Below are 24,078 nucleotides of genomic sequence, written 5' to 3'. Positions count from 1 at the left end.
ATCAGATGAAGTCCGAACCGCCGTCCACGTTGACCGTGGCGCCGGTGACATACCCGTTGCGTTTTGATGCCAGGTACGCGGTGATCGAGGCGACCTCCTCCGGCAGCCCCGCGCGACCGAGGTCGCACGGCTGGTGAAAGTACTTGTCGATCCAGGTCATCACGTCACGCGGGTCGGTGGCGTCCAGACCGTCGGCGGCCAGGATGTCTTTGAGGTTTTCGGTAAAGCTGGCCGTCACAATCGTCCCCGGACAGACGCAGTTGACGATAATCCCCTCACCAGCAAGGCTTTTAGACAAATTCTTGGTGATGCTTGCCAAGGCAGACTTTGCGGCTGTGTAGGCGACGATGCGTGGGTTCTGACGCTGAATCGAATGCGCCGCCAGCGTCACGATGCGGCCCCAGTCGGCCGTGCGCAGCAGCGGAAGAGCGGTCCGGATGGACCGTACCGCGGACATGGTGCCGAGCGAAAACGCCTCATCCCAATCGGAGTCGTCCATCTGCTCGAAGTAGCCGTCACCAGGCCCGATCGTGTGCACCAGGCTGTTGAGCCGGCCCCACCGCTGCCTCACTTCGGCAAAGCCTGCGGCGATCGAGTCCGGGTCGCTCATGTCCACGCTGATCCCCACGGCATCCGGCGCGCCGGCAGCGCGCACCGACGCCACCGCGGCGTCCAGCGCTTCCCGGCCCCTGGCCATCACAGCCACGCTGGCCCCTTCGGAGCCCAGCGTCTCGGCGATCGCCAGACCCATTCCCTTGCTGCCGCCGGTGACTACCGCCGTCGAACCCGCAAACCCCAAATCCATCGAAAGCCTTCCTGATCAGTTCTCCGCACACGCCACCACGCCCGGTGGCACACCCAACGCACTCAGACAGAATCGCAGCACGCTGTGCCGCACCTCCTGCCGGTCGTCCTGGCCCGTCGTCCAGTGCTGATCGATACCCGCCCACACCACTCCGTGGATGAATTGCGCGTCGGTCACCGGATCGATGTGCAGAAATGCCCCCGATGCCAGTCCGTGCCGCAGCGCCTCGGTGAGTGGTTCGAGCATCTCCGCGTATGCCGGGTGAACCAGGTCGGGGGAGGCCAACGTCTGCGACTGTGCCTCCATCGACAGCCGGCGGAGATCAGAACCCACATCGGCGTCGAACGCCAAATCGAGCCGACCGTCGATCCACGCCACGACCGCCTCGATATCGTTTGCGGCAGCTGCCATCCGGCGACGCAACCGGCGCTTCTCGACCCGCGACGCCTCCAGGAACACCGCAGCCACCAGTTCGTCTTTGGACGCGAAGTGCCGGTAGAACGCCCGCGTGCCCAATCCGGCCCGGTTCAGTACCGCGGCGATGCTCAACCCGCGAACGCCGTCCTCCCGCAGAGCTTCCGACGCCGCCGACACAATCTGACGGCGGACGTCGGGGTCCGGCGCCAGCTTTTCGCGCCGTCGGGTGCGCGGGCACTCAGGCGGTGGCGTCATAGGTGGCCAGATAGTCGGCGAACCGCTCGCGGACGCCCTCCGGGGTCAGGCCATAGTCGGCCAGGTCGTAGTCGTGTGACCCACGGCTACCAGGTTGGTGGTCCTGCGCCCACGACTCGACTGAGCGCCGGGTTTCGTCGGTGAAGCTCAAACCCAAAGATTCGTAACTGGTTTGCAGCGTGCGCACCGGATCGTCCTGTAAATCGGCGAACGAGACGTCGGCGAACCGGTCGTCACCAGCTCGACGGCGGAAGTCCATCGCCCGGCGCACGGCTTCGGCCCAACTCGCGACCTGCTCGGCACCCAATTCGTGCGCATCGTCGCGGTCGCTACTCCAGCTGCGGACGTAGTGGATCAGGCTGCACACCGATCCCATCACCTTGGCCGGATCGCGATGGCTCCACAGGAATTTCGCATCCGGGTACGCCTGCACGAGCGCATCGAGGGCAAACATGTGCACGGGTGTCTTGAGATGCCATAGGTTCGGTGGGCAGTGCCACTGCAGCAGCTTGAGCACCCGACGGTGGAACGTGTAGGTCTCGCGCATGTCGCAGTCCATCAACCAGGCCAGGTACGCCGGTGCGCGCACCGCGCCGTCGAAGTGGAATGTGCGGAAACTCATGCCCATCAAATCCTGGCATTCCGTTGGCGCCCGCGCCTCGGAGTTGTACAGCGTCTTCATCAGCGGAAACATGTCGTCGAGCATCTTCAGCCCGGCCTCGGCCTGCCCGATGCGCGGATCACTGTGCTGCGTTGCGGATTCCGGTGGTGGGGTAGGAGCCTGCGACTCCCACATCCGCAGCGACCTGAACTGTGGATCGGCGGCCACCAGCTGGCTCAGCGCCGTGGTGCCGGTGCGCGGCAACCCGATCACAAACACCGGGCCGGCGACCACCTCGTCGTCGATCTCCGGGTGCTGGGCATAGGTGTGCTCGACCTTGAGTCGTTGGATCAGCGCGTTGCTGATGGTGGCGTGTTGGATCACTGCGCCGATCTCGTTGAGGTGGGCCTCGGTGTTGAGCGCGTCGACTATGCGCTCCAGCCCTTCCCGGTAGTAGGGCGAACCGAAGTCGTCAAGACCGGTGGCGGCACGCGCCCCTGCTTCCAACTTGTCGGCGCTGAACGTCATCGTCCGAACCTTTCCCGCACGGCATTACGGCGTGCGGCCAGGACGGCGGCGCGCTGCGGCGGCGTAACCCGCGCGGTATCGGGGGGCAGCGAGGCTGCAATATCCTCGAAAGGCACCACCCGCACGGTCGGCGTCGGTGCGGTTTTGGTCCGCACGCAACGCAGAATGATCGGGCCGTTGCTATGCCCGGCCGTGTCGAGCCAGTTCGCCACCCCCGGATCGTCCGCGCACAACACCACCCGCACCCTGCCGTCGGAATCGACCGCGGCTTGATGGGCGTTCAGACTGGACTGATGACGGCCGTAATGGATGGTCTCCCACCACGGATTGCCAATCGAGAAGCTCCAGTAAATGCCTTCGGGCGGTTCGACTTCCACGATCAGCGCCTGATCGGGCCCAAGCTCCCAGCGGCCGATCACCGGCCGGTTCTCCGCGGCTGCGCCCATGTCGCTGCGATCGATCGCCGGCAGGAAGCCGTTGGCCGGTGCCGCGGCGCCGAATTGCAGGAAGAACTGCAGGTTGTCCTGAACGAATTCGCCCAGCGCAACGATCTGCCGGGACAGGGCATCGGCGGGGTCGATCGAATCACGTTGCGCCACAACGGCGTCGCCGAGTCGCTCGATGTGCAGCGCGGACGCTACCTCGGTATCCCAGTCATAGAAAAAGTGCCGCACTGTGAAGGTCGGGTGGTCGCCCTCGATGCGCATCCAGTTGCCGGGTCGTTCGTCAGCCGACAGCACGACCTCGAAGTTGCCGTCGGCATCTGCATCGAGCTCGTCGACCAATGCGTTTGCGGTGGCCGCGATTCCATTCATGGTCTGCAGGCCGACGTAGCGTGCGGTGCCGCGATTGCCGAACACGCGGTAGTTTTCGCCGCCGCGTAACACGGCCCGGGTGTAGATACAGTCGGGGCATTCCATGCCCCAGGTCACCACATCGTCGGTGCTGGTGGGTTGGACCCGCAGCACTGGTTCCGGGTCGGATCGCAACACCTCGTCGATGCCCGCGGTCAGCAGGACCAACAGATGCCGCAGCCCGGCCGTCAGGTCGGTCCGATTGCGGTTGGCCGGGTCGCTTTCGACCGCCGCCCGGGCGTCACTAAGACGATCCAGCAGGTGCGACCAGGCCTGGCCCAGGTCTGGGGCGTCACTATCCCGCTGGTCAGCCGCCTGTGCAATCGAGAACGGCAACCACGCCATGGCCTTGGGCGCCTCCGTCAACGGGGTCACTCCTTAACTGAAAACATTATTTTCACTTAACGTGCCGACTATCGCAGTCCGTCACGACAAATGTCAACGGCTGCTCGCAGGCGTTAGGTTGGCATCGTGACGCCGACCTTCGCCGACCTGGCCAAAGCCCAATACATCCTGCTGACGACCTTCACCAAGGACGGCCGGCCCAAACCGGTTCCGGTGTGGGCCGCGGCCGACGGCGACCGCCTGCTGGTCATCACCCAGGCGCACTCGTGGAAGGTCAAGCGAATCCGCAATACCCCCCGGGTCACGCTGGCTGTTTGCGATATGCGCGGCCGTCCCAAAAGCGAGGCCGTCGAGGGCACCGCGGCCATCCTCGACGAGTCATACACCGGCGCGGTCTACGACGCGATCGGCAAGCGCTACGGCATCGTCGGCAAAGTCTTCAACCTGTTCAGCAAGCTGCGCGGCGGCATGGAGAACAACGTTGGCCTCGAACTAAGAGTCGCCTGACCTGCGCTTAGCTCAGGTGTTCGCCGAAGAACGCGAAAATCCGCTGCCAAGCGTCCTCGGTCGCGGCTTCGTCGTAGCCGAAACCGGCGATGCGCATCAGCGGCTGGCCTGGCAGTTGGTTGGCAAAGCTGTGCCCAACACCGGGGTAAGACTTGATGTCGGCGGTGATGTTCTTGGCCGCGGTCACCTTGCGCAGCTTGTTTGCCGCCCCCAAGCCCAGCGGGTCGCGGTTGCCGAAGCTGGCCACGATCGGGCAGGCGCCGTCCAGCGTCTCGCTGAGGTGGCGTGGCAGCGGCACTCCGTAGAACGGCGCCGAGGCGCCGAAACCCTTGGGCGACATGATCAACGCGAACTGCCCGCCCATGCAGAATCCGGCGATTCCGACCCGGCCGGAGCATTCGGACATACCGAGCAGATGGTCCCGGGTGGCCAGGATGTCGTCAAGGGCACGGCCCCGTTGGGTCAACAACTCGCGCATTACCCGGGTGATGCAGCGGGCCCGTCCGCCGCGGGCGTACATGTTCGGTGTCAAGGCGATGTAGCCCGCCGCGGCGATGCGCCGCGACACGGCCTCGTTGTCCGGCGTGTAGCCGAATGCGTCGTGGACCACCACTACCCCCGGCCACGGCCCGGTTCCGGTGGGGACATTGAGCAGCGCATCGATCGGCCCAGCGGGAGTGTCGATATTAATCGTCGTCATAGCGTCATCTAACTGCAGCCGCGTTGCGATCGCTGGAGGAACTTCGGCGCGGCCCCCAGACGTTGTGACTGGCATGTTGGGACGGCTGTTTCTCATTTATGCCGTCGTCGAGCTCATGGTCACTATCGGGCTGGCGGCGGCCATCGGCGTCGGCTGGACGGTCTTGGTACTGCTCGTCACCTTTCTGGGTGGTGTCATCGTGGGCGCGCCGATGGGCGGCCTGCAGATCAGCCGGCAGTTCAGGCAGCTGCGATCGGGTACTCAGGAGCCGCGGAATGCGTTGACTGACGGCGCGCTGACCACGCTGGCCACCGGCCTGGTCATGGTTCCCGGTCTGGCGAGTACCGTGCTGGGCTTGCTGCTGCTGATGCCACCAGTGCGGGCGGTTGCCAGACCAGGGCTGGCTGCCGTCGCGTGGCGCGTGTTCGAGCGTCGGGTCCCGCTGATCACCGACATCACCGATGGCCACGGGCGCCGCGACTACATCGACGGCGAGGTGATCGACGTCCACGAGGGGTGGGACGTCGACCCGCCGCCACTGCCTTCGACCCCATTCGTCTACCAACCGTCACACCGCGCCCCGTAGTTTTGCCATGTGACACGGATTGAGACCACGCTGCTGGTCAACGGCCGGATCCACAGCCCGACTCACCCGGATGCCACGGCGATGGCGGTCCGCGGCGACGTCATCGCCTGGTTGGGCAGCGACGACGTCGGCTCCGCCCAGTTCCCGGACGCCAACGTGCAGGACCTGGACGGCGCATTCGTGGCCCCGGGCTTCGTCGACAGCCATATCCACCTGAGTGCGACGGGCCTGTCGCTGAGCGGACTGGATCTGCGCCGCGCCAAATCCCGCGCGCACTGCCTGCGGCTGGTCGCCGACTATGCTGCCGCCCACCCCGGCCGGCCGATATGGGGGCACGGCTGGGACGAGTCGGCATGGCCCGAGCACGCGCCGCCCAGCGTCGCCGATCTGGACGCCGTCCTCGGTGATCGGCCCGCCTACCTGGCCCGTATCGACGTGCACTCCGCGCTGGCGTCCACCAGCCTGCGACGACTAGTGCCCGAGCTGCCGTCGGCGACTGGGTATTCCGCCGAGGGGCCGCTCGCCGCCGACGCACATCACCTCGCCCGCGCGGTCGCCCGTGACCTACTCACCGGCGATCAACTCGCGGAAGCGCGCGCCGCGGCGCTGCGGGCACTGGCCGCTGCGGGCGTCGTCGCGGCGCACGAATGTGCGGGACCACAGATCGGCGGGCTGGACGACTGGTTGCAGCTGGCCGCCCTGCGCGGTGGCGTCGAGGTGATCGGATACTGGGGTGAGCCGGTCACCTCACCGGTGCAGGCCCGCGCCCGGATCGCGGAGACCGGTGCCCGCGGACTGGCCGGCGATCTTTTCGTCGACGGGGCGCTCGGGTCGCGCACCGCCTGGCTGTGCGAGCCGTACGCCGATGCGCCGGGCTGTACTGGAACACCTCACCTCGATCCGGGCGCCGTCGAAGCCCATCTGCGCGCGTGCAGCCAAGCCGAGATCACGGCAGGCTTCCACGTGATCGGTGATGCCGCAGTCGGCGCCGTCATTGATGCCCTCGAACGAGTCGTCGCAGACCTCGGGGTGGCCGCGGTCGCGCGCTGCGGGCACCGGCTGGAACACCTGGAGATGGTCACCGCCGAGCAGGCGGCCAAGCTGGGGTCCTGGGGAATCGTCGCCAGCGTCCAGCCAAACTTCGACGCCCGGTGGGGCGGCAGCGACGGCATGTACGCGCAGCGACTTGGTCCGGACCGAGGCAGCCGGTTGAACCCGCTTGCGCTGTTAGCATCCCAAGGCGTGCCCCTCGCCCTCGGCTCCGACTCGCCCGTCACCGGCTTCGAGCCCTGGGCCAGTGTGCGCGCGGCGGTCCAGCACCGAACGCCGGGCAGCGGGATTTCGGCGCGAGCCGCCTTCGCAGCCGCCACTCGAGGTGGCTGGCGGGCATGCGGCGTCCGTGACGGCATCACCGGCACCTTGGTTCCGGGCGCGGCGGCGTCGTACGCGGTGTGGGAGGGTGTCGACGTTCTCGACGTCAGTTCGCCCCGCGCCGATGTACAGCGCTGGTCTACCGATCCTCGCTCCCGGGTGCCGGCGCTACCGAGGCTAAACGGTGCTGATGCGCTACCGCGAAGCCGCCAGACCGTCCACCGGGGCGTGGTCATCCATGGGTAGCCGCCACAGCCGTAGCAGGCGACCAGCCCAATCCGGCTCGTCCGATTCTGAGGTCCAAAAGTCCTCGGACCCGTCGCCCGCCGTGACCGAGGCGGACCCGGACGCCGCAGCAGAGCAAACCTCTGAGGATTTGCCGAAAGGAGACCTGGAGAGTTTGTCGGTCGATGATCCGCCGGACCCGACCGTCGAGGCTGTTGCCCCGGCCGCACAAGCGCCGGAAACGGAAGGTCCCGGGCGAGCCGCTCGCCTCGCCGGGGTCGGTCGCCGTGTCGCGGGCGTGGTGAAGCCACGCCTGGCCCGCCTGGCTGTTGTGCTGGTGGCGGGCGGCCTGATGTACGCGAGCTTCCCGCCGCTGAACTGGTGGTGGGCCGCCGTCGTCGCTATCGCGCTGCTGGCCTGGGTGCTCACCCGCCCCGCCACTACACCGGGCGGCGGCTTTGGCTATGGGTTGCTGTTCGGGTTGGCATTCTATGTGCCGTTGCTGCCTTGGATCAGCACGCTGGTAGGCGCGGTGCCCTGGCTGGTGTTGGCGCTGGTGTGCGCGCTTTACCCCGGTCTTTTCGGCGCCTGCGCCGTCGTGGTTCGACGGCTCCCGGGCTGGCCGATCTGGTTCGCCGTGGTGTGGGGTGCGCAGGAGTGGCTGAAAGCGGTCTTCCCGTTCGGTGGGTTCCCCTGGGGCTCGGTGGCGTTCGGCCAGGCCGGAGGTCCGCTGTTGCCGTTGGTCCAGCTGGGCGGCGTCGCGCTGCTCTCGACGTCGGTCGTGCTGCTGGGCACCAGCGTCACGGCGATCGCTTTGGAGATCGGACGGTGGATCCGCGCCGATACGACGGCCGACAAGCCCGAGCCGCCAGCGGTCTTGTTGCCCGGCATGAGCATCTGTCTGGTGTTGCTGATAGCCGTTGCGGTGTGGCCGCAGGTGCGGCAAGCGGGCGTCGGGTCCGGCGGCGAGCCCACGGTCACCGTCGCCGTCGTGCAGGGCAACGTGCCGCGGCTGGGCCTCGAGTTCAATGCTCAGCGCCGCGCGGTGCTAGACAACCACGTCGCCGAGACGCTGCGACTGGCCGAGGACGTGCGGTCCGGTGCGGCACCGCAGCCGCAGTTTGTGATCTGGCCGGAGGACTCCTCCGACATCGACCCACTGGCCAACCCGGACGCCGCGCAGGCCATCTCCCGGGCGGCTACCGCGATCGGAGCGCCCATCCTGATCGGCACGGTCGTCGACCGCCCGGGCCGGATGCCGGAGAACTCTGAGTACACGAACACGATGATCGTCTGGAATCCGGGCACCGGGCCGGCCGACCGCCACGACAAGGCGATCGTGCAGCCGTTCGGCGAGTATCTGCCGATGCCCTGGCTGTTTCGGCACCTATCCGGGTACGCCGATCGCGCCGGCCATTTCGTCCCCGTCCCCAACACCGGTGTGGTGCGGCTGGCCGGTGTCCCGGTCGGGGTGGCAACTTGTTGGGAGGTAGTTTTCGACCGCGCGTCGCGCACAGCCGTCCGCAACGGCGCGCAGGTGCTGACCGTGCCGAGTAACAATGCCACCTTCACCAAGACGATGAGTGAGCAACAACTGGCATTCGCCAAGATCCGCGCCGTTGAGCACGACCGTTACGTGTTGGTCGCCGGCACCACCGGGATTAGCGCGGTGATCGCTCCCGATGGCGGCGAATTGATGCGAACCGACTTCTTCGTGCCGGCCTACCTGGACATGCCGGTGCGGCTCAAGACCACGCTGACCCCAGCAACTCGCTGGGCTCCAATCGTGCAATGGACCCTGGTCGGGGCGGCCGGAGTGCTGATTTTGGCCGCCATGCGGCAGAATGGGTGGTTCCCGCGTCCCAGTCGTCCGTTTCGGCGTCGATGGCCCGGGCCCGCGGATGAACATGACGATGGCGGTACGCCGACAGCTGAATCGGTCGACCCGGAAGCTGAGAACCAAACGGCTACCGCAAACGTTGAGACTGCGAACGACGCCCCGTGCGCCAACGACGACAGCGGCGGCTGACCCCAATCGGGGCACTCTATCGGGCGAGATGAAGGAGCTACATGACCACCACCGGCCAACCTGCGCCCCAGGCTTCGGGCGACGGTCCTGGGCAAAGTCCCAGCCAGCGCGTTCTGGTGATCATCCCCACCTACAACGAGCGGGAGAATCTGCCGTTGATTCACGGCCGGGTCAAGGCTGCCTGCCCGGACGTCGACGTCCTCATCGTCGACGACAACAGCCCCGACGGGACCGGCAAACTTGCCGACGAGTTGGCCACCGCGGATTCCGGTCGCACCCATGTGCTGCACCGGACCGCCAAGAACGGGCTGGGTGCGGCTTATCTGGAAGGTTTCGGCTGGGGTCTGAGCCGGGGCTTCTCAGTGCTAGTCGAAATGGACGCTGACGGCAGTCATGCTCCCGAGCAGCTGTACCGCCTGTTGGAGGCTGTGGACGCGGGAGCTGACCTCGCGATCGGCTCGCGCTACGTCCACGGCGGTGCCGTGCGGAACTGGCCCTGGCGGCGTCTGGCGCTGTCCAAGACGGCCAACACCTATTCGAGGCTGGCGTTGGGCGTCGGTGTGAACGACATCACGGCCGGCTACCGCGCGTACCGCCGGGAAGTGCTCGAAACGATCGACCTGGACACGGTCGACTCCAAGGGCTACTGCTTCCAGATCGAGATGACTTGGCGCAGCGTCAACGCCGGTTTCGACGTGGTCGAGGTTCCCATCACCTTCACCGAGCGCGAGATCGGCGTCTCGAAAATGAGTGGATCCAACATCCGCGAGGCGCTGTTCAAGGTGACCCGCTGGGGCTGGCAGGGCCGTCGCGAGGACCGCAAGAGCGGCACCCGCGCTCGCACCTGACCAAGGGCGCCTCAGGGCCGGCCGCTAGCCGCGGCGACGCGACCGGATCAGCTCGAGGCGCTCCTTGAGCAGCTCTTCGAGTTCTTCAACGGAGCGGCGCTCCAGCAGCATGTCCCAGTGGGTGCGCGGCGGCTTGACCTTCTTCGGTTCCGGTAGGTCACCCTCGATCAGAGTGCCTTCCATGCCGTTGCGGCACAGCCAGCTGCCGGGGATTTCGGCGTCGTCGGCGAACGGAACTTCGAACTCTTCGCCGTTCTCGGTGCGGTATCGCGCGATTTGGCGCGGTGCGAGGTCGTGATTGCGGTCGGTCTCATAGCTCACGGCTCCGAGGCGACTGCCTCGCAGGACACGATCAGCCATTGGGTGCTGCTCCTTTGGGTCCGGTGAGCTTTCAGCGCTCCCGTGCGGTAATTCTCTCTAAGCAAACGTTAAGACCGCTTGCATGGTTCCCTGGTGGTTCCTGGCATTCGGTCGCGGTACGTAGCGCGACGCGACATTCGATGATACCGGGATCGCGGCGACGATCGGACTAAAGTCGGCAGGCGTGAGTCGTCGCGTTCGGCCCCAGCCCTGCCGCTGGTGTGGTCGTGATGTGGCTGACGTTGGAATGGGACGCCGACGGCAGTACTGCCGCCAATCGTGCCGCCAGCGTGCCTACGAGCAGCGGGCCATGATCGCCCGGGGTGATTCCGGCGCGGTGCCCGTCGACGCGGTGGTGCTCTCATCTGATGAGGCCGCAGACTTGTCCGACCGGGTCTATCAGGTGCGGTGCGCCGCCGAAGACGTGGCTACGGCACTTGAGGAGGGCGCGGCGGCCGCCGAGTTGCGGGAATTGTGCGACGAACTGCTGCGCGCGGCCAGGGCCGCAGACGGGTGGCGGCGCGTCGGCGTCTGAACTGCCAGCGGCGGCGGGGTTGATACGAAGAAATCGCGTGAACTTCGGAGGTTGAGATGACCAGCATTGGTCTCGTTCTGGTCGTGCTAGTCCTGCTTATCGCGGCCGCCGCTGTCATCGGCGGGGTTGTCGTGCTTGTTGTGCGCTTAACCAAGCCGAAGCCACCGATACATCCGGCGGCGGGGTGGTACCCGGACCCGAACAACCCAGGTTCAATGCGCTACTTCGATGGGCGGGTGTGGAGCCAACCAGTTCGCCCTCCGGAATGATCGGCTACCCGTCGCGCCATGTCCTGGACATGAATCGCCGCACCGAGCGCCGATCTCCGCGGTTGACCCTCAGATTCCGGAGGCCGTGAGCGGTACAGTTCGCGCCATGGATGAGCGGCCGGTGTACAAGGGAGTGTAGGACCGTTCGTCGACTGGATTGCAACGGTTGTCCAGCCGTTCCTCCGGTAGCCGGGAGCAACTGACGTTTTTGAAATCTCGCCAGAGTTGGCGATACTCACCAGCGACATTCTTGGTCGTCGCGGTCGGGGAACTGCAGCCCGAAGCCGCCGCTCCGAGCAATCGTGATGTCTCGACGAGAGCCGCAGCCGGCGGGTCGGAGACGACCAAATATCAAATTAGGCGGGGGTCAGGTAATGGTTGATCAACTCCAGCACGCAACCGAAGCGTTGCGCAAAGCGGTGGTGCAGGTCGAGCGCCTGAAGCGCACCAACCGCGCGTTGCTTGAGCGGTCAAGCGAGCCGATCGCGATCGTCGGAATGTCCTGCCGATTCCCCGGCGGTGTCGACTCCCCGGACGCGCTGTGGCAGATGGTCGCCGACGGCCGCGACGTCATCTCCGAGTTCCCCACCGACCGCGGCTGGGAGCTCGGAGCCCTCTTCGACCCCGACCCTGACGCGTCGCGCAAGACCTACGCCAATACCGGTGGCTTCGTGGACGGCGTCGCCGATTTCGACGCCGCGTTCTTCGGCATCGCACCCAGCGAAGCCCTCGCGATGGACCCCCAGCACCGGATGCTGCTGGAATTGTCCTGGGAGGCCCTGGAGCGCGCCGGAATCGACCCGGGCGAGTTGCGTGGCAGCGCCACCGGAGTGTATGCCGGCATCATCGCTCAGGGCTACGGAATGTTTGCCGAGGAGATCGAGGGCTACCGATTAACCGGTATGACCTCCAGTGTCGCCTCGGGCCGGGTGGCTTACGTGCTGGGTCTGGAAGGACCCGCGGTGTCGGTGGACACGGCATGCTCGTCGTCGCTCGTTGCGTTGCACATGGCGGTGCAGTCGCTGCGATCGGGGGAATGCGACCTGGCCCTGGCCGGAGGTGCGACGGTCAACGCCACACCGACGGTCTTCGTCGAGTTCAGCCGGCACCGGGGTCTGGCTCCGGACGGCCGCTGCAAGGCGTATGCCGGAGCCGCAGACGGCGTCGGGTGGTCCGAAGGCGGCGCTGTGCTGGTAGTGGAGCGGTTGTCGGATGCGCAGCGCCTGGGCCACCCGGTGCTGGCCGTGGTCCGCGGTACGGCGGTCAATCAGGACGGCGCCTCCAACGGGCTAACCGCGCCGAACGGTCCCTCGCAGCAGCGGGTAGTGCACGCGGCACTGGCCAACGCGGGGTTATCGACCACCGACGTGGACGTCGTCGAGGGGCACGGCACCGGCACCACGCTGGGTGACCCCATCGAAGCGCAGGCACTGCTGGCCACCTACGGGCAGGGCAGGTCCGAGGCGGGCAAGCAGCCGCTGTGGCTGGGGTCGATCAAGTCGAACATGGGCCACACGCAGGCCGCCGCAGGTGTCGCCGGAGTGATCAAGATGGTGCAGGCGTTGCGCCACGAGGTGCTGCCACCCACCCTGCACGTGGATCAGCCCAGCCCCCACGTGGACTGGTCGGCGGGTGCGGTCTCGTTGCTCACCGAATCCCGGCCGTGGCATACCGAGCCAACCGTGCCGCGCCGAGCAGCGGTGTCGTCGTTCGGAATCAGCGGCACCAACGCGCACGTCATTGTCGAATCGGCGCCGGTGCCGGCGCCACGGGAAGTCCGCGCCACCGCGCCGGTGGTGCCCTGGGCGCTCTCGGCGAAGTCGGCGACAGCGCTGCGGGCTCAGGCGGCACGGCTGGCCGAGTACATCGGCGCCCGTGATGATCTGGATGTCGCCGACGTCGGCTGGTCGCTGGCCGGACGGTCGGTCTTCGACCACCGTGCCGTTGTGGTGGGCGGTGACCGGGACGCCTTGCTGGCCGGCCTGCAGGAGCTGGCGGCCGACGATCCGGGCGCCGCCGTCATCAGCGGTGTCGCCCAGCCCGCGGGCAAGAACGTCTTCATCTTCCCTGGCCAGGGGTCCCAATGGGTAGACATGGGCGTCGAATTACTGGACACCGCGCCAGTTTTCGCCCAACAGATCCAGGCTTGCGCCGAGGCTTTCAGTGAATTTGTCGACTGGTCGCTGACCGACGTGCTGCGGGGTGCACCCGGCACGCCCGGACTGGATCGGGTCGATGTTGTGCAGCCGGTGCTGTTCGCGGTGATGGTGTCGCTGGCCGAGCTGTGGAATTCGGTCGGTGTGCGACCGGATGCGGTCATCGGCCATTCACAGGGCGAGATCGCCGCCGCGTACGTCGCCGGCGCATTGTCGCTGCGCGACGCTGCCAGGGTGGTCACGCTGCGCAGCAAGCTGTTGACCGGACTCGCCGGTCCGGGCGGCATGGTGTCCATCGGCTGTGGGGTTGAGAAGGCACGAGAATTGTTGGCGCCCTTCGCTGATCGCATCGACGTCGCAGCGGTGAACGGCCCGTCGGCAGTGGTGGTGTCCGGTGAGGTCACCGCATTGGAGCAGCTGATCGCGCTGTGCACCGAACGTGAGCTTCGGGTGCGCCGCATCGACGTCGACTACGCCTCGCACTCGGCGGAGGTCGAGGCGATCCGCGAGGAGCTCACCGCGTGCTTGACCGGTATCGAGCCTGCGTCCTCGCGTACCGCGTTCTTCTCGACGGTGACCGGAAACCGGATGGACACCGCGAAACTGGATGCCGCCTACTGGTACCGCAACATCCGTCAGACGGTGCTACTAGACCAGGCGGTACGCAGCGCCTGCGCGGCCGGATACCGGGTCTTCATCGAATCCAGTCCGCACCCGGCGCTTATCGCCGCCGTCGAAGGCACCGTCACCGACGCGCTCGAAGGTGACGCCGAACCGATCGTGGTACCCACCCTGGGCCGCGACGACGGGGGACTGGACCGGTTCCTGTCGTCGGCCGCAGCCGCCTTCGTCGCCGGCGTCGCAGTGGATTGGCGCGGCATGCTGAGCGGAGCGGGTTTCGTCGAGTTGCCGACCTATGCCTTCGACAAGCGGCGGTTCTGGCTGTCTGGTGAGGGCATGGGTGCCGACGTCTCCGGTCTGGGACTGGCCAGCAGCGAGCATCCGCTGCTGCGGGCGGTGGTGGAACTGCCCGCATCCGGCGGCGTCGTCTTGACCGGCAGGCTGTCGCCCACCGCGCAGGGCTGGCTGGTCGATCACGCGGTATCCGGATTAACGGTGTTTCCAGGCACCGGATTTGTCGAGTTGGCGATCCGGGCTGGCGACGAGGTCGGTTGTTCGGTGGTCGAGGAACTGACGCTGCGCTCGCCGCTGGTGCTTCCCGCCGGCAATTCCGTTGCGGTGCAGGTGGTTGTCGGTGCGAGGGCCGAGGAGAGCGAGCAACGCAGCGTCTCGATCTACTCACACGGCGATGTAGACGGCACCTGGGTTTGTCACGCCGAAGGGACGTTGAGCGCAGGCTCCGTCGAGCCCCGTGCGGACTTGGCCGAGTGGCCGCCGGCCGGTGCCGTCGCGATCAACCTGGCCGACGGCTACGAGCGACTGGCGGCCAGCGGCTACGGCTATGGCCCGGCCTTCCGTGGACTGACCGCGCTCTGGGCGCGGGGTACGGAACTGTTCGCCGAAGTGCGGTTGCCCGAGTCGGCCGGTGGTGCGGCGGGATTCGGGGTGCACCCGGCCTTGCTGGATGCCGCACTGCACGCCGCGGTGCTGGCCAAGCCGCCGGCCGGGCCGGGCGCCGAGGTGGTGCTGCCGTTCTCCTGGCAGGGTGTGTCGTTGCACGCTGCGGGCGCATCAGCGGTTCGGGCGCGGATCGCGCCGGTCGGGCCGTCCTCGTTCTCAGTCGAATTGGCCGACGGATTAGGGCTGCCGGTGCTCTCGGTCGCCGCTATGGCGGCTCGCCCGGTCACTGAGCAGCGACTGCGGGCGGCGATCTCCGGCGCCGGCCCGGACCGGCTGTTCGAGCTCGCCTGGGTTCCGGCCACATCCACCATCGGCGCCGCCGGGCCTGTCTATCAGATCGTCGAATCTGTTGCCACCGAAGAAGACCCGGTCACGGCGGCGTATGAGCGCACCCATCGCGCGCTAGCCGCTGTCCAATCCTGGCTGACCGAGCACGACACCGGCCTACTGGTGGTGGCCACCCGGGGTGCGGTGGCCCTGCCGCAAGAAGATGTCACCGATCTCGCCGGCGCTGCCGTGTGGGGCCTGGTTCGCTCGGCGCAGACCGAGAACCCCGGGCGACTAGTGCTAGTCGATTCCGATGCCCCGCTTGACGATACAGCCGTGACGGCGGCGTTGGCGACCGGTGAATCGCAGGTAGTGCTGCGTGGCGGGCAGGCCTACATTCCCCGAGTGCGCGGCAACCGCGGCGTAGACGGCATCCTGGAGCCACCGGCCGGGGGTCCGTGGCGGCTGGGCCTCAGCAGCGCGGGCACTTTCGAGAATCTGCGGCTCGAGCCGGTGCCCAATGCCGAAGCGCCCTTACAGCCCGGCTATGTGCGGGTCGCGCTGCGCGCCATCGCGGCCAACTTCCGCGACGTCATGATCTCGCTGGGCATGTTCACCCACGAAGCATTGATCGGCGGCGAGGGCGCCGGAGTTGTCGTCGAAGTCGGCCCCGGCGTAACCGAATTCGCGGTCGGTGACTCGGTGTACGGCTTCTTCCCTGACGGCAGTGGCACCCTGGTCCCCGGCGATGTCCGGCTGCTGCAGCCGATGCCGTCGGACTGGACCTACGCGGAAGCCGCCGCCATATCGGCGGTCTTCACCACCGCGTGGTTTGCATTCGTGCAGTTGGCCGACGCCAAGCCCGGCCAGCGGGTCCTTATCCACGCCGCCGCGGGTGGCGTCGGCATGGCCGCCACCCAGCTCGCCCGGCACCTTGGCCTGGAGGTGTTCGCGACGGCCAGCAAGGGCAAGTGGAACACCCTGCGTGCCATGGGGTTTGACGAAGACCACATCTCGGACTCGCGCAGCCTGGAGTTCGAGGACAAGTTCCACGACGTCACCAGCCGCACCGGCACGGCCGGGATGGACATCGTGCTGGACTCGCTGGCCGGCGAATTCGTAGACGCTTCACTGCGATTGGTCAAACCCGGCGGGATATTCCTGGAGATGGGCAAGACCGATATCCGCGACCCCGGCGCCATCGCCCAAAAATACCCGGGTGTGCGCTACCGCGCCTTCGACCTATTCGAGCCCGGCCGCCCGCGCATGCACCAGTACATGCTCGGCCTGGCCGAACTTTTCGACGCCGGCGTGCTGCGGCCGCTGCCGGTGACGACGTTCGACGTGCGCCGGGCACCGGCGGCGCTGCGTTACCTCAGTCAGGCACGCCACATCGGCAAGGTCGTTCTGATGCTGCCGGACGCCTGGGCGCAGGGCACCGTGCTGATCTCTGGCGGGACTGGGATGGCAGGTTCGGCGCTGGCCCGACACGTGGTGGCCGAACACGGCGCGCGGCATCTGCTGCTGCTCAGCCGGCGGGGTCCGGATGCGCCCGGAGCGGCTGAACTGCGAGCCGAACTGGAGGCCGCGGGCGCCCAGGTGCAGCTGGTGGCTTGCGATGCGTCGGACCGTCCCGCGCTGGCGAAGGTGATCGCCGATATTCCGCTGCAGTGGCCGCTGTCAGCGGTCGTCCACGCGGCCGGTGTCCTCGACGACGCGGTGGTGACCTCGTTGACCCCGGATCGGGTGGATCCGGTGCTGCGCGCCAAGGTCGACGCGGCCTGGAACCTGCACGAGCTGACCCGCGACCTGGATGTGTCTGCATTCCTGATGTTTTCGTCGATGGCCGGGTTAGTCGGCTCGTCTGGACAGGCGAATTACTCGGCAGCCAACTGCTTCCTCGATGCGCTAGCCGCACATCGGCGGGCGCGTGGATTGCCGGCGATGTCGCTGGGCTGGGGTTTATGGGATCAAGCCAGCGCCATGACCGGTGGACTCGACGACGCGGACCGGGCGCGACTGGGACGCGAAGGCGTGCTGGCCCTGTCTTCACAAGAGGCGCTCGAACTCTTCGACACGGCGCTGATCGTTAACGAGCCGTTCCTGGCGCCCGCGCGTATCGACCTGTCCGCGTTACGTGCCCACGCGGGATCGGTACCGCCGATGTTCCGCGAATTGGTGAACGCCCCGATGCGGCGGCAGGTAGACGACACGCTTGCCGCCGCCAAATCGAAATCGGCTCTCGCGCACCGACTGCACGGCCTGCCCGAACCCGAGCAGCACGCGATACTGCTTGACCTGTTGCGATCGCACATCGCTACCGTGTTGGGCAACGTCGCGCCGGAGGCCATCGACCCCGATAAAGCATTCCAAGAGTTGGGCTTCGACTCTCTGACCGCCGTCGAGATGCGAAACCGGCTCAAAACTGCTACCGGTCTGTCGCTTTCACCGACGTTGATCTTCGACTACCCCACGCCCAACGGCCTGGCCGCTTATATGCGGACCGAACTCGCCGGTGTGCCGCAGGAGATAGAGTCCGTACCCTCGGTGCGCGTCACCGGCGACGACCAGATCGCGATCGTAGGCATGGCATGCCGCTATCCGGGCGGTGTTGATTCTCCAGAAGGTCTGTGGGACATGCTGCTCCAGGGCCGCGATGTGCTCTCGGAGTTTCCTGCCGACCGCGGCTGGGACCTGGCTGGGCTGTACAACGAAGACCCCGACGTCGTCGGCACCTGCTATACCCGCACCGGTGGTTTCGTGGACGGCGTGGCAGACTTCGATCCCGCATTCTTCGGGATCACCCCTAGCGAGGCGCTGGCGATGGACCCCCAGCAGCGCATGTTCCTGGAGTTGTCCTGGGAAGCCCTCGAACGCGCGGGGATTGCGCCCGCAGCGCTGCGTGGCAGCGCGACCGGAGTTTTCGCCGGGGTGATGACGCAGGGGTACGGATTCTCCGCAGGGGATGCGGTGGAAGGGTTCCGGCTGACGGGGCAGTCGTGCAGTGTGACGTCGGGTCGGGTGGCTTACGTGCTGGGCTTGGAAGGTCCTGCGGTGTCGGTCGACACGGCGTGTTCGTCGTCGTTGGTGGCGTTGCATATGGCGGTGCAGTCACTGCGGTCGGGGGAGTGCGACCTGGCGCTGGCTGGCGGTGTCACCGTCAACGCCACACCGGACATCTTCGTCGAGTTCAGCCGCATGCGCGGCTTGTCGGCCGACGGGCGGTGCAAGGCTTTCGCCGGCGCGGCCGACGGCACCGGGTTCTCCGAGGGCGGCGGAATGCTGGTGGTGGAGCGACTTTCCGACGCGCAGCGGCTGGGTCACCCAGTATTGGCTGTGGTGCGGGGGTCGGCCATCAACCAGGACGGTGCGTCCAACGGTCTGACCGCGCCCAATGGACCGTCCCAGCAGCGGGTGGTGCGAGCGGCGCTGGCCAACGCCGGATTATCGGCAGCCGAGGTGGACGCGGTCGAGGGTCATGGCACCGGCACCACGCTCGGCGACCCGATCGAGGCCCAGGCGTTGCTGGCCACCTACGGTCAGGGTCGCACCCAACCGCTATGGCTGGGGTCGATCAAGTCGAACATGGGTCACACCCAGGCCGCGGCAGGTGTCGCCGGGGTGATCAAGATCGTGGAGGCAATGCGCCACGAAATGCTTCCGCGCACACTGCATGTGGACGCGCCCAGCCCGCACGTGGACTGGTCGGGCGGGTCGGTGGCGCTGCTGACTGACCCGCAGTCCTGGCCGGCGCAGGGACAGCCCCGCCGCGCCGGGGTGTCGTCGTTCGGGATCAGCGGGACCAACGCCCATGTGATCATCGAATCGGCGCCTGCGATCCCGCAGACCGAGCCCACCGCGACCAAGCCCGCGCAGTTGCCTTGGGTGATCTCGGCCAAGTCGGCGTCTGCGTTGGGTTCGCAGGCGAGACGTTTGGCCGAATATGTCCGCACGCGTGAGGATTTGGATCCCGCAGACGTCGCCTGGTCGTTGGCGTGCCGGTCGGCATTCGAGCATCGGGCGGTTGTGCTCGGCGCCGACCGGGACACGCTGCTGGCCGGGCTCGAGAGGCTGGCTGGTGAGGACCCGGCTAGCACTGTGATCCGCGGTACCGTCCAGCCTGGCGCCAAGACCGTTTTCGTCTTCCCCGGCCAAGGTGCCCAATTGCTCGGCATGGGAATGGGATTGCATGCCGCCTATCCGGTGTTCGCCGAGGCGTTCAACAGCGCGGTAGCCGAGTTGGACCGCCATCTGCTGCGCCCGCTCCGCGAGGTGATGTGGGGTCCCGAGCAAAACCTCTTGGACACCACCGAATTCGCGCAGCCGGCGTTGTTCGCCGTAGAAGTCGCGCTGTTCCGGTTGCTGGAATCCTGGGGTCTGCAGCCTGATTTCGTGATGGGTCATTCCGTCGGCGAATTGTCCGCGGCGCATGTCGCAGGTGTGCTGTCGTTGGAGAACGCGGCGGTCTTGGTGGCCGCGCGGGGCCGCTTCATGCAGCGCCTCGATTCCGGCGGCGCAATGGTCGCCGTGCAGGCTGCCGAGGCAGAGGTCCGGCCGCTGCTGACCGATGAGGTCAGCATCGCCGCCGTCAATGGGCCTGCCTCGGTGGTGATTTCAGGTGTCGACAGTTGCGTACTCGCGGTGGCTGATCAGTTGCGTGCCGAGGGTCGACGTGTGCACCGGCTCCCCGTGTCGCACGCCTTCCATTCCTCACTGATGGATCCGATGGTGGACGAGTTCGGTGCGGTTGCCGCGGCATTGCCCGTCGGGCACCCCACCATCCCCATCATTTCGAATCTGACCGGCCAACTCGCCGGAGACGATTTTGGGTCGGCGGCGTACTGGAAGGAACACGTGCGGGAAGCGGTGCGCTTCGCCGACAGTATCCGATTCGCCCACTCGGCCGGGGCAGTGAGATTCGTCGAGCTGGGCCCCAGCGGCGGTCTGACCGCCGTGATCGAGGAATCGCTGCCCGATGTTCCGGTGCTTTCGGCGACCTGCGCGCTGCGCAAAGACCGGCCCGAACCCGCCACTCTGACCGAAGCGGTGGCCCAGGCGTTCGCCGCCGGTGCGCAACTGGACTGGCGGGCGATGCTGGGACAGGGCAACATCGTCGACCTGCCGACCTATGCCTTCCAGCGACGCAGGTTCTGGCTCGCCAACGGCGCCCGCACCGTCGATGCCGCCGGCCTGGGTTTGACGGCCGGTGAGCACGCGCTGCTGGGTGCTGTGGTCGAGCTGCCGTCCTCGGGCGGGGTGGTGCTCACGGGCCGGCTCTCGGCGGTGGCGCAGAGCTGGTTGCGCGACCATGCGGTAGGCGGCGTCGTGATCTTCCCGGGTGCCGGATTCGTCGAGTTGGCGATCCGTGCCGGCGACGAGGTGGGCTGCTCGGTGGTCGATGAACTCACCCTGGCGGCGCCGCTTGTCGTGCCTGAAACGGGTTCGGTGGCAGTGCAAGTCGTCGTCGACGCCGCCGACGAGTCCGGTGTTCGTCCCGTCTCGGTGTTCTCCCGTGCGGACGCGGGTTCGGGCTGGCTGCTGCACGCCGAGGGCGCGGTGAGTTCCGCTGCCACCCAGCCCGGTGCCGACCTGTCGGCGTGGCCGCCTGTGGGTGCCCAACCGGTGGAGGTAGCAGGAACCTACGATCGGCTAGCCGAGCGCGGCTACGGCTACGGCCCGGCGTTCCAGGGCCTGACCGCCATGTGGCGCCGTGGCGATGAACTGTTTGCCGAGGTGACGTTGCCGCCGACGCCCGGGTTGTCGCCGAGCGGATTCGGCGTGCACCCGGTGGTGTTGGACGCGGCGTTGCATGCCCTTATCGTCGGCGGCGGAGCGGAGGGTGTGCTTGACAGCGGCGATGGCGTGCTCGTCCCGTTCGCCTGGCAAGGTGTGTCCCTGCACGCCGCGGGCGCTTCTGCAGTGCGAGCCCGCATCACACCGACCGGTCCGTCGTCGGTGTCGGTGGAATTGACCGACGCGCTGGGTCTGCCGGTGTTGTCGGTGGCCTCGATGATGGCTCGGCCGGTCACCGAGAAGCAGCTCAAAGCGGCGATAACAGGTTCCGGTGGCGACCGGCTCTTCGAGGTGAACTGGGCGCCGGCGCCTATGACAGGTGAGGCCGCCACGACCCCGCCGTATCAGGTCTTTGAGTCCGAGCAGGTCCCCGGCGACACCCTCGCCGGTGTGCACACCGCGACGCACCGGGCATTGTCGGCCGTGCAGTCCTGGTTGACCGCGCACGACTCGGGTGTGCTGCTGGTTGTCACGCGCGGTGCCATCGCGTTGTCCGGGGAGGACGTCACCGATCTGGCCGGTGCCGCGGTGTGGGGTTTGGTGCGGTCGGCGCAGACCGAGCACCCCGGCCGGATCGTGCTGGTGGACACCGATGTTCCGATTGCCGAAGAAGAGGCAGCTGCGGTGCTGGCGGTCGGCGAACCGCAAGTCGTGTTGCGCAACGGCACTACCCACATCGCGCGGGTGCACGCCAGCCGCGCGGTCCGTGGCCTGTTGTCACCGGCTGCCGACGGCGCCTGGCGACTGGATATGAGCGCCGCGGGCACATTCGAAAACCTGCGTGCTGAACCGATTCCCGGCCTGCAGGACCCGTTGGGGTCGCGACAAGTGCGCATCGCCACCAGGGCGATGGCCGCAAACTTCCGCGACGTGATGATCGCGCTGGGACTCTATCCCGACGAGAACGCGGCGATGGGCGTCGAGGCGTCCGGGAAGGTTATCGAAACATCCACCGATGCAACTCGTTTCATGATCGGAGACCGTGTCGCCGGCCTGTTCCCGGAAGGCACCGGAACCGTCGCCGTCACCGACGAGCGGCTGCTGATCAAGATCCCGGCGGGTTGGTCGGACGTCGACGCCGCAACCGCTCCGGTTGTTTTCGCGACCGCATACTACGCGCTGAAGGTCCTGGCCGACATCCAGCCGGGGCAGCGTCTGCTGGTGCACGCGGCTGCCGGCGGTGTGGGCATGGCCGCGGTGCAACTGGCCCGGCACTGGGGGGCGGAAGTCTTCGCCACCGCGAGCAGGGGTAAGTGGGACACCTTGCGCGCGATGGGCTTCGACGACGACCACATCGCCGACTCGCGCAGCGTTGAGTTCGAGGGCAAGTTCCGGATCGCCACGGACGGGGAGGGCGTGTCCGGGATGGATGTCGTGCTGGACTCGCTGTCCGGCGAATTTGTCGACGCCTCACTGCGACTGGTCGCACCGGGTGGGATCTTCCTGGAGATGGGCAAGACCGATATCCGGGACCCCGAGACGCTGGCCCGGCGCCACCCGGGTCTGCGCTACCGTGCCTTCGACCTTTTCGAGGCCGGTCCCGACCACATCCAGGGCATGCTTAGCGAACTGGCTGAAATGTTCGACGCCGGTGTGCTGCAACCGTTGCCGGTCACTACCTTCGATGTGCGGCGGGCGCCGGCGGCGCTGCGCTACCTCAGCCAGGCCCGTCACGTCGGCAAGGTCGTCATGACCATGGACACGCACCTGGACAGTGGCACGATCCTCATCACCGGAGGCACCGGGATGGCGGGTTCGGCACTGGCCCGGCATCTGGTGACCCGACACCGGGCACGGCATCTGCTGCTGCTGAGTCGCCGCGGACCCGAGGCCCCAGGCGCCGCTGAATTGGCCGCGGAGTTGACCGAGGCCGGCGCCGATGTGCGCGTGGTCGCCTGCGACGCGGCCGACCGGCACGCTCTGGCCAAGGTGATAGCCGATATTCCGGTGGCACATCCGTTGTCGGCCGTAATCCACGCGGCGGGAACACTCGACGACGCGGTGGTGACTTCGCTGACCCCGGAGCGAGTTGACGCGGCGCTACGGGCCAAGGTCGATGCGGCCTGGAACCTGCACGAGTTGACCCGCGAGATGAAACTGTCCGCGTTCGTGCTGTTTTCGTCGATCGCGGGTCTGGCGGGCGCCTCCGGGCAGGCGAACTATGCTGCGGGCAACTCGTTCCTGGACGCGCTGGCGGCCCACCGGCACTCACTCGGATTGCCGGCTGTCTCACTGGGCTGGGGGCTCTGGGACCAAACCAGCAGCATGACCGGCGGCCTGGGCAAAGCCGATCTGGCTCGGTTTGCCCGCGACGGCATCGTGGCCATGTCCTCGGACGAGGCGCTTGAATTGCTCGACACAGCACTGCTTGTCGACGAACCGTTCCTGCTGCCCGCCCATATCGACCTGGTTGCGCTACGTGCCAAGTTCGACGCGGGCACGTTACCGCCGATGTTCGTCGATCTGATCAATGCGCCGGCCCGACGTCAGGTGGATGAATCGCTGGCCGCCGCGAAGTCGAAATCCGCTCTGCTGCAACGCCTGGACGGCCTGCCCGAAGACGAGCAGCACGCCATCCTGCTGGACCTGGTGCGCTCTCACATCGCGACGGTGCTTGGCAGCGGGACACCCGAGTCCATTCCGCCGGACCGGGCCTTCCAGGAGCTGGGCTTCGACTCGTTGACCGCGGTCGAGATGCGTAACCGGCTCAAAGCCGCTACCGGACTGCCGCTGTCGCCGACGCTCATCTTCGACTATCCGAACTCTGCGGCGCTGGCCGGCTACTTCCACCAAGAGTTGATGGGCGCCGAACAGCAAGTGAGGCAACCGGTCGTGCCTGGCGAAGAGGAGCTGCGGCGCGTTGTGGCGTCCATTCCGGTGAAGCGGCTGCGTCAAGCCGGTGTGCTGGATCTGTTGCTGGCCTTGGCTAACGAAAGTGGTGAGCGAGACGGCGCCCAGGAGACGCCGGCCGAGTCTGTGAAAGATGTCGCTGACATGGACCTCGACGACCTGGTCAACGCGCTATCTATGGACGACGACGAATAGT

The 24,078-nt window shown here is 67.1% G+C and carries 12 protein-coding genes and 2 pseudogenes; 8 read left to right on the top strand and 6 right to left on the bottom strand.

Annotated features, from left to right (window positions below; all coding sequences use genetic code 11):
• Position 1 precedes the first annotated feature (1 nt).
• The 4 genes from H0P51_RS16360 to H0P51_RS16345 are packed head-to-tail and all read right to left on the bottom strand — an operon-like array spanning position 2 to position 3,805.
• Positions 2-805: an SDR family NAD(P)-dependent oxidoreductase gene (locus H0P51_RS16360; RefSeq protein ID WP_180913846.1), complete on the bottom strand. Its 804-nt coding sequence runs from the start codon at positions 803-805 to the stop codon at positions 2-4.
• A 15-nt stretch (positions 806-820) separates the two neighbouring features.
• Positions 821-1,477 (bottom strand): TetR/AcrR family transcriptional regulator, encoded by a 657-nt coding sequence (locus H0P51_RS16355; RefSeq protein ID WP_180913845.1) that lies wholly within the window; start codon positions 1,475-1,477, stop codon positions 821-823.
• A complete protein-coding gene (locus H0P51_RS16350; protein WP_180913844.1) occupies positions 1,461-2,606 on the bottom strand; it encodes a sulfotransferase family protein in 1,146 nt (381 codons plus the stop codon). Before H0P51_RS16350 ends, H0P51_RS16355 begins: the two co-directional genes overlap by 17 nt.
• Positions 2,603-3,805: a DUF1214 domain-containing protein gene (locus H0P51_RS16345; RefSeq protein WP_180919014.1), complete on the bottom strand. Its 1,203-nt coding sequence runs from the start codon at positions 3,803-3,805 to the stop codon at positions 2,603-2,605. The genes H0P51_RS16350 and H0P51_RS16345 overlap by 4 nt, the downstream gene beginning before the upstream one ends.
• A gap of 126 nt (positions 3,806-3,931) precedes the next feature.
• On the opposite strand from H0P51_RS16345, the gene H0P51_RS16340 reads away from it, so the two are divergent.
• Positions 3,932-4,312 carry a PPOX class F420-dependent oxidoreductase gene (locus H0P51_RS16340; RefSeq protein ID WP_180913843.1) on the top strand — a complete coding sequence of 127 codons (381 nt, stop codon included), beginning with the start codon at positions 3,932-3,934 and terminating at the stop codon, positions 4,310-4,312.
• A 7-nt stretch (positions 4,313-4,319) separates the two neighbouring features.
• Here H0P51_RS16340 and H0P51_RS16335 read toward each other — a convergent pair whose 3' ends face one another.
• Entirely contained in the window at positions 4,320-5,012 is a 693-nt protein-coding gene (locus H0P51_RS16335) for a dienelactone hydrolase family protein (RefSeq protein WP_180913842.1), read from the bottom strand.
• A gap of 73 nt (positions 5,013-5,085) precedes the next feature.
• Between H0P51_RS16335 and H0P51_RS16330 the strand changes: the two genes are divergently transcribed.
• The 4 genes and pseudogenes from H0P51_RS16330 to H0P51_RS29260 all read left to right on the top strand — a co-directional run.
• The gene (locus H0P51_RS16330) at positions 5,086-5,598 is read left to right on the top strand and encodes an FxsA family protein (RefSeq protein ID WP_180913841.1); all 513 of its coding nucleotides are present in this window, start codon (positions 5,086-5,088) and stop codon (positions 5,596-5,598) included.
• 81 nt (positions 5,599-5,679) lie between these two features.
• Positions 5,680-7,215, top strand: coding sequence for an amidohydrolase (locus H0P51_RS16325; protein WP_425489060.1), 1,536 nt, complete (start codon positions 5,680-5,682; stop codon positions 7,213-7,215).
• A 277-nt stretch (positions 7,216-7,492) separates the two neighbouring features.
• A pseudogene (gene lnt / locus H0P51_RS29265) lies at positions 7,493-9,116 on the top strand (apolipoprotein N-acyltransferase); the annotation flags it as partial.
• A gap of 127 nt (positions 9,117-9,243) precedes the next feature.
• Positions 9,244-10,139: pseudogene (locus H0P51_RS29260) on the top strand (polyprenol monophosphomannose synthase); the annotation flags it as partial.
• Here H0P51_RS29260 and rbpA read toward each other — a convergent pair.
• On the bottom strand, positions 10,096-10,431 hold the full coding sequence (gene rbpA, locus H0P51_RS16310) for an RNA polymerase-binding protein RbpA (protein WP_180913837.1): 336 nt from the start codon (positions 10,429-10,431) through the stop codon (positions 10,096-10,098). The pseudogene H0P51_RS29260 and the gene rbpA overlap by 44 nt on opposite strands.
• 184 nt (positions 10,432-10,615) lie before the next feature.
• Between rbpA and H0P51_RS16305 the strand changes: the two genes are divergently transcribed.
• From H0P51_RS16305 to H0P51_RS16295, 3 genes are all read left to right on the top strand, one after another.
• On the top strand, positions 10,616-10,966 hold the full coding sequence (locus tag H0P51_RS16305; protein ID WP_180913836.1) for a hypothetical protein: 351 nt from the start codon (positions 10,616-10,618) through the stop codon (positions 10,964-10,966).
• A gap of 56 nt (positions 10,967-11,022) precedes the next feature.
• Positions 11,023-11,235 (top strand): DUF2510 domain-containing protein, encoded by a 213-nt coding sequence (locus H0P51_RS29255; protein ID WP_180913835.1) that lies wholly within the window; start codon positions 11,023-11,025, stop codon positions 11,233-11,235.
• Between the two features lie 374 nt (positions 11,236-11,609).
• The gene (locus H0P51_RS16295) at positions 11,610-24,077 is read left to right on the top strand and encodes a type I polyketide synthase (RefSeq protein WP_180913834.1); all 12,468 of its coding nucleotides are present in this window, start codon (positions 11,610-11,612) and stop codon (positions 24,075-24,077) included.
• Position 24,078: the final 1 nt, after the last annotated feature.

It is taken from the genome of Mycobacterium vicinigordonae, from assembly GCF_013466425.1.
Classification (GTDB): Bacteria; Actinomycetota; Actinomycetes; order Mycobacteriales; family Mycobacteriaceae; genus Mycobacterium; species Mycobacterium vicinigordonae.
Note: the sequence above shows the minus strand (reverse complement) of the source record. Positions and strands in the feature narration are given on the sequence as shown.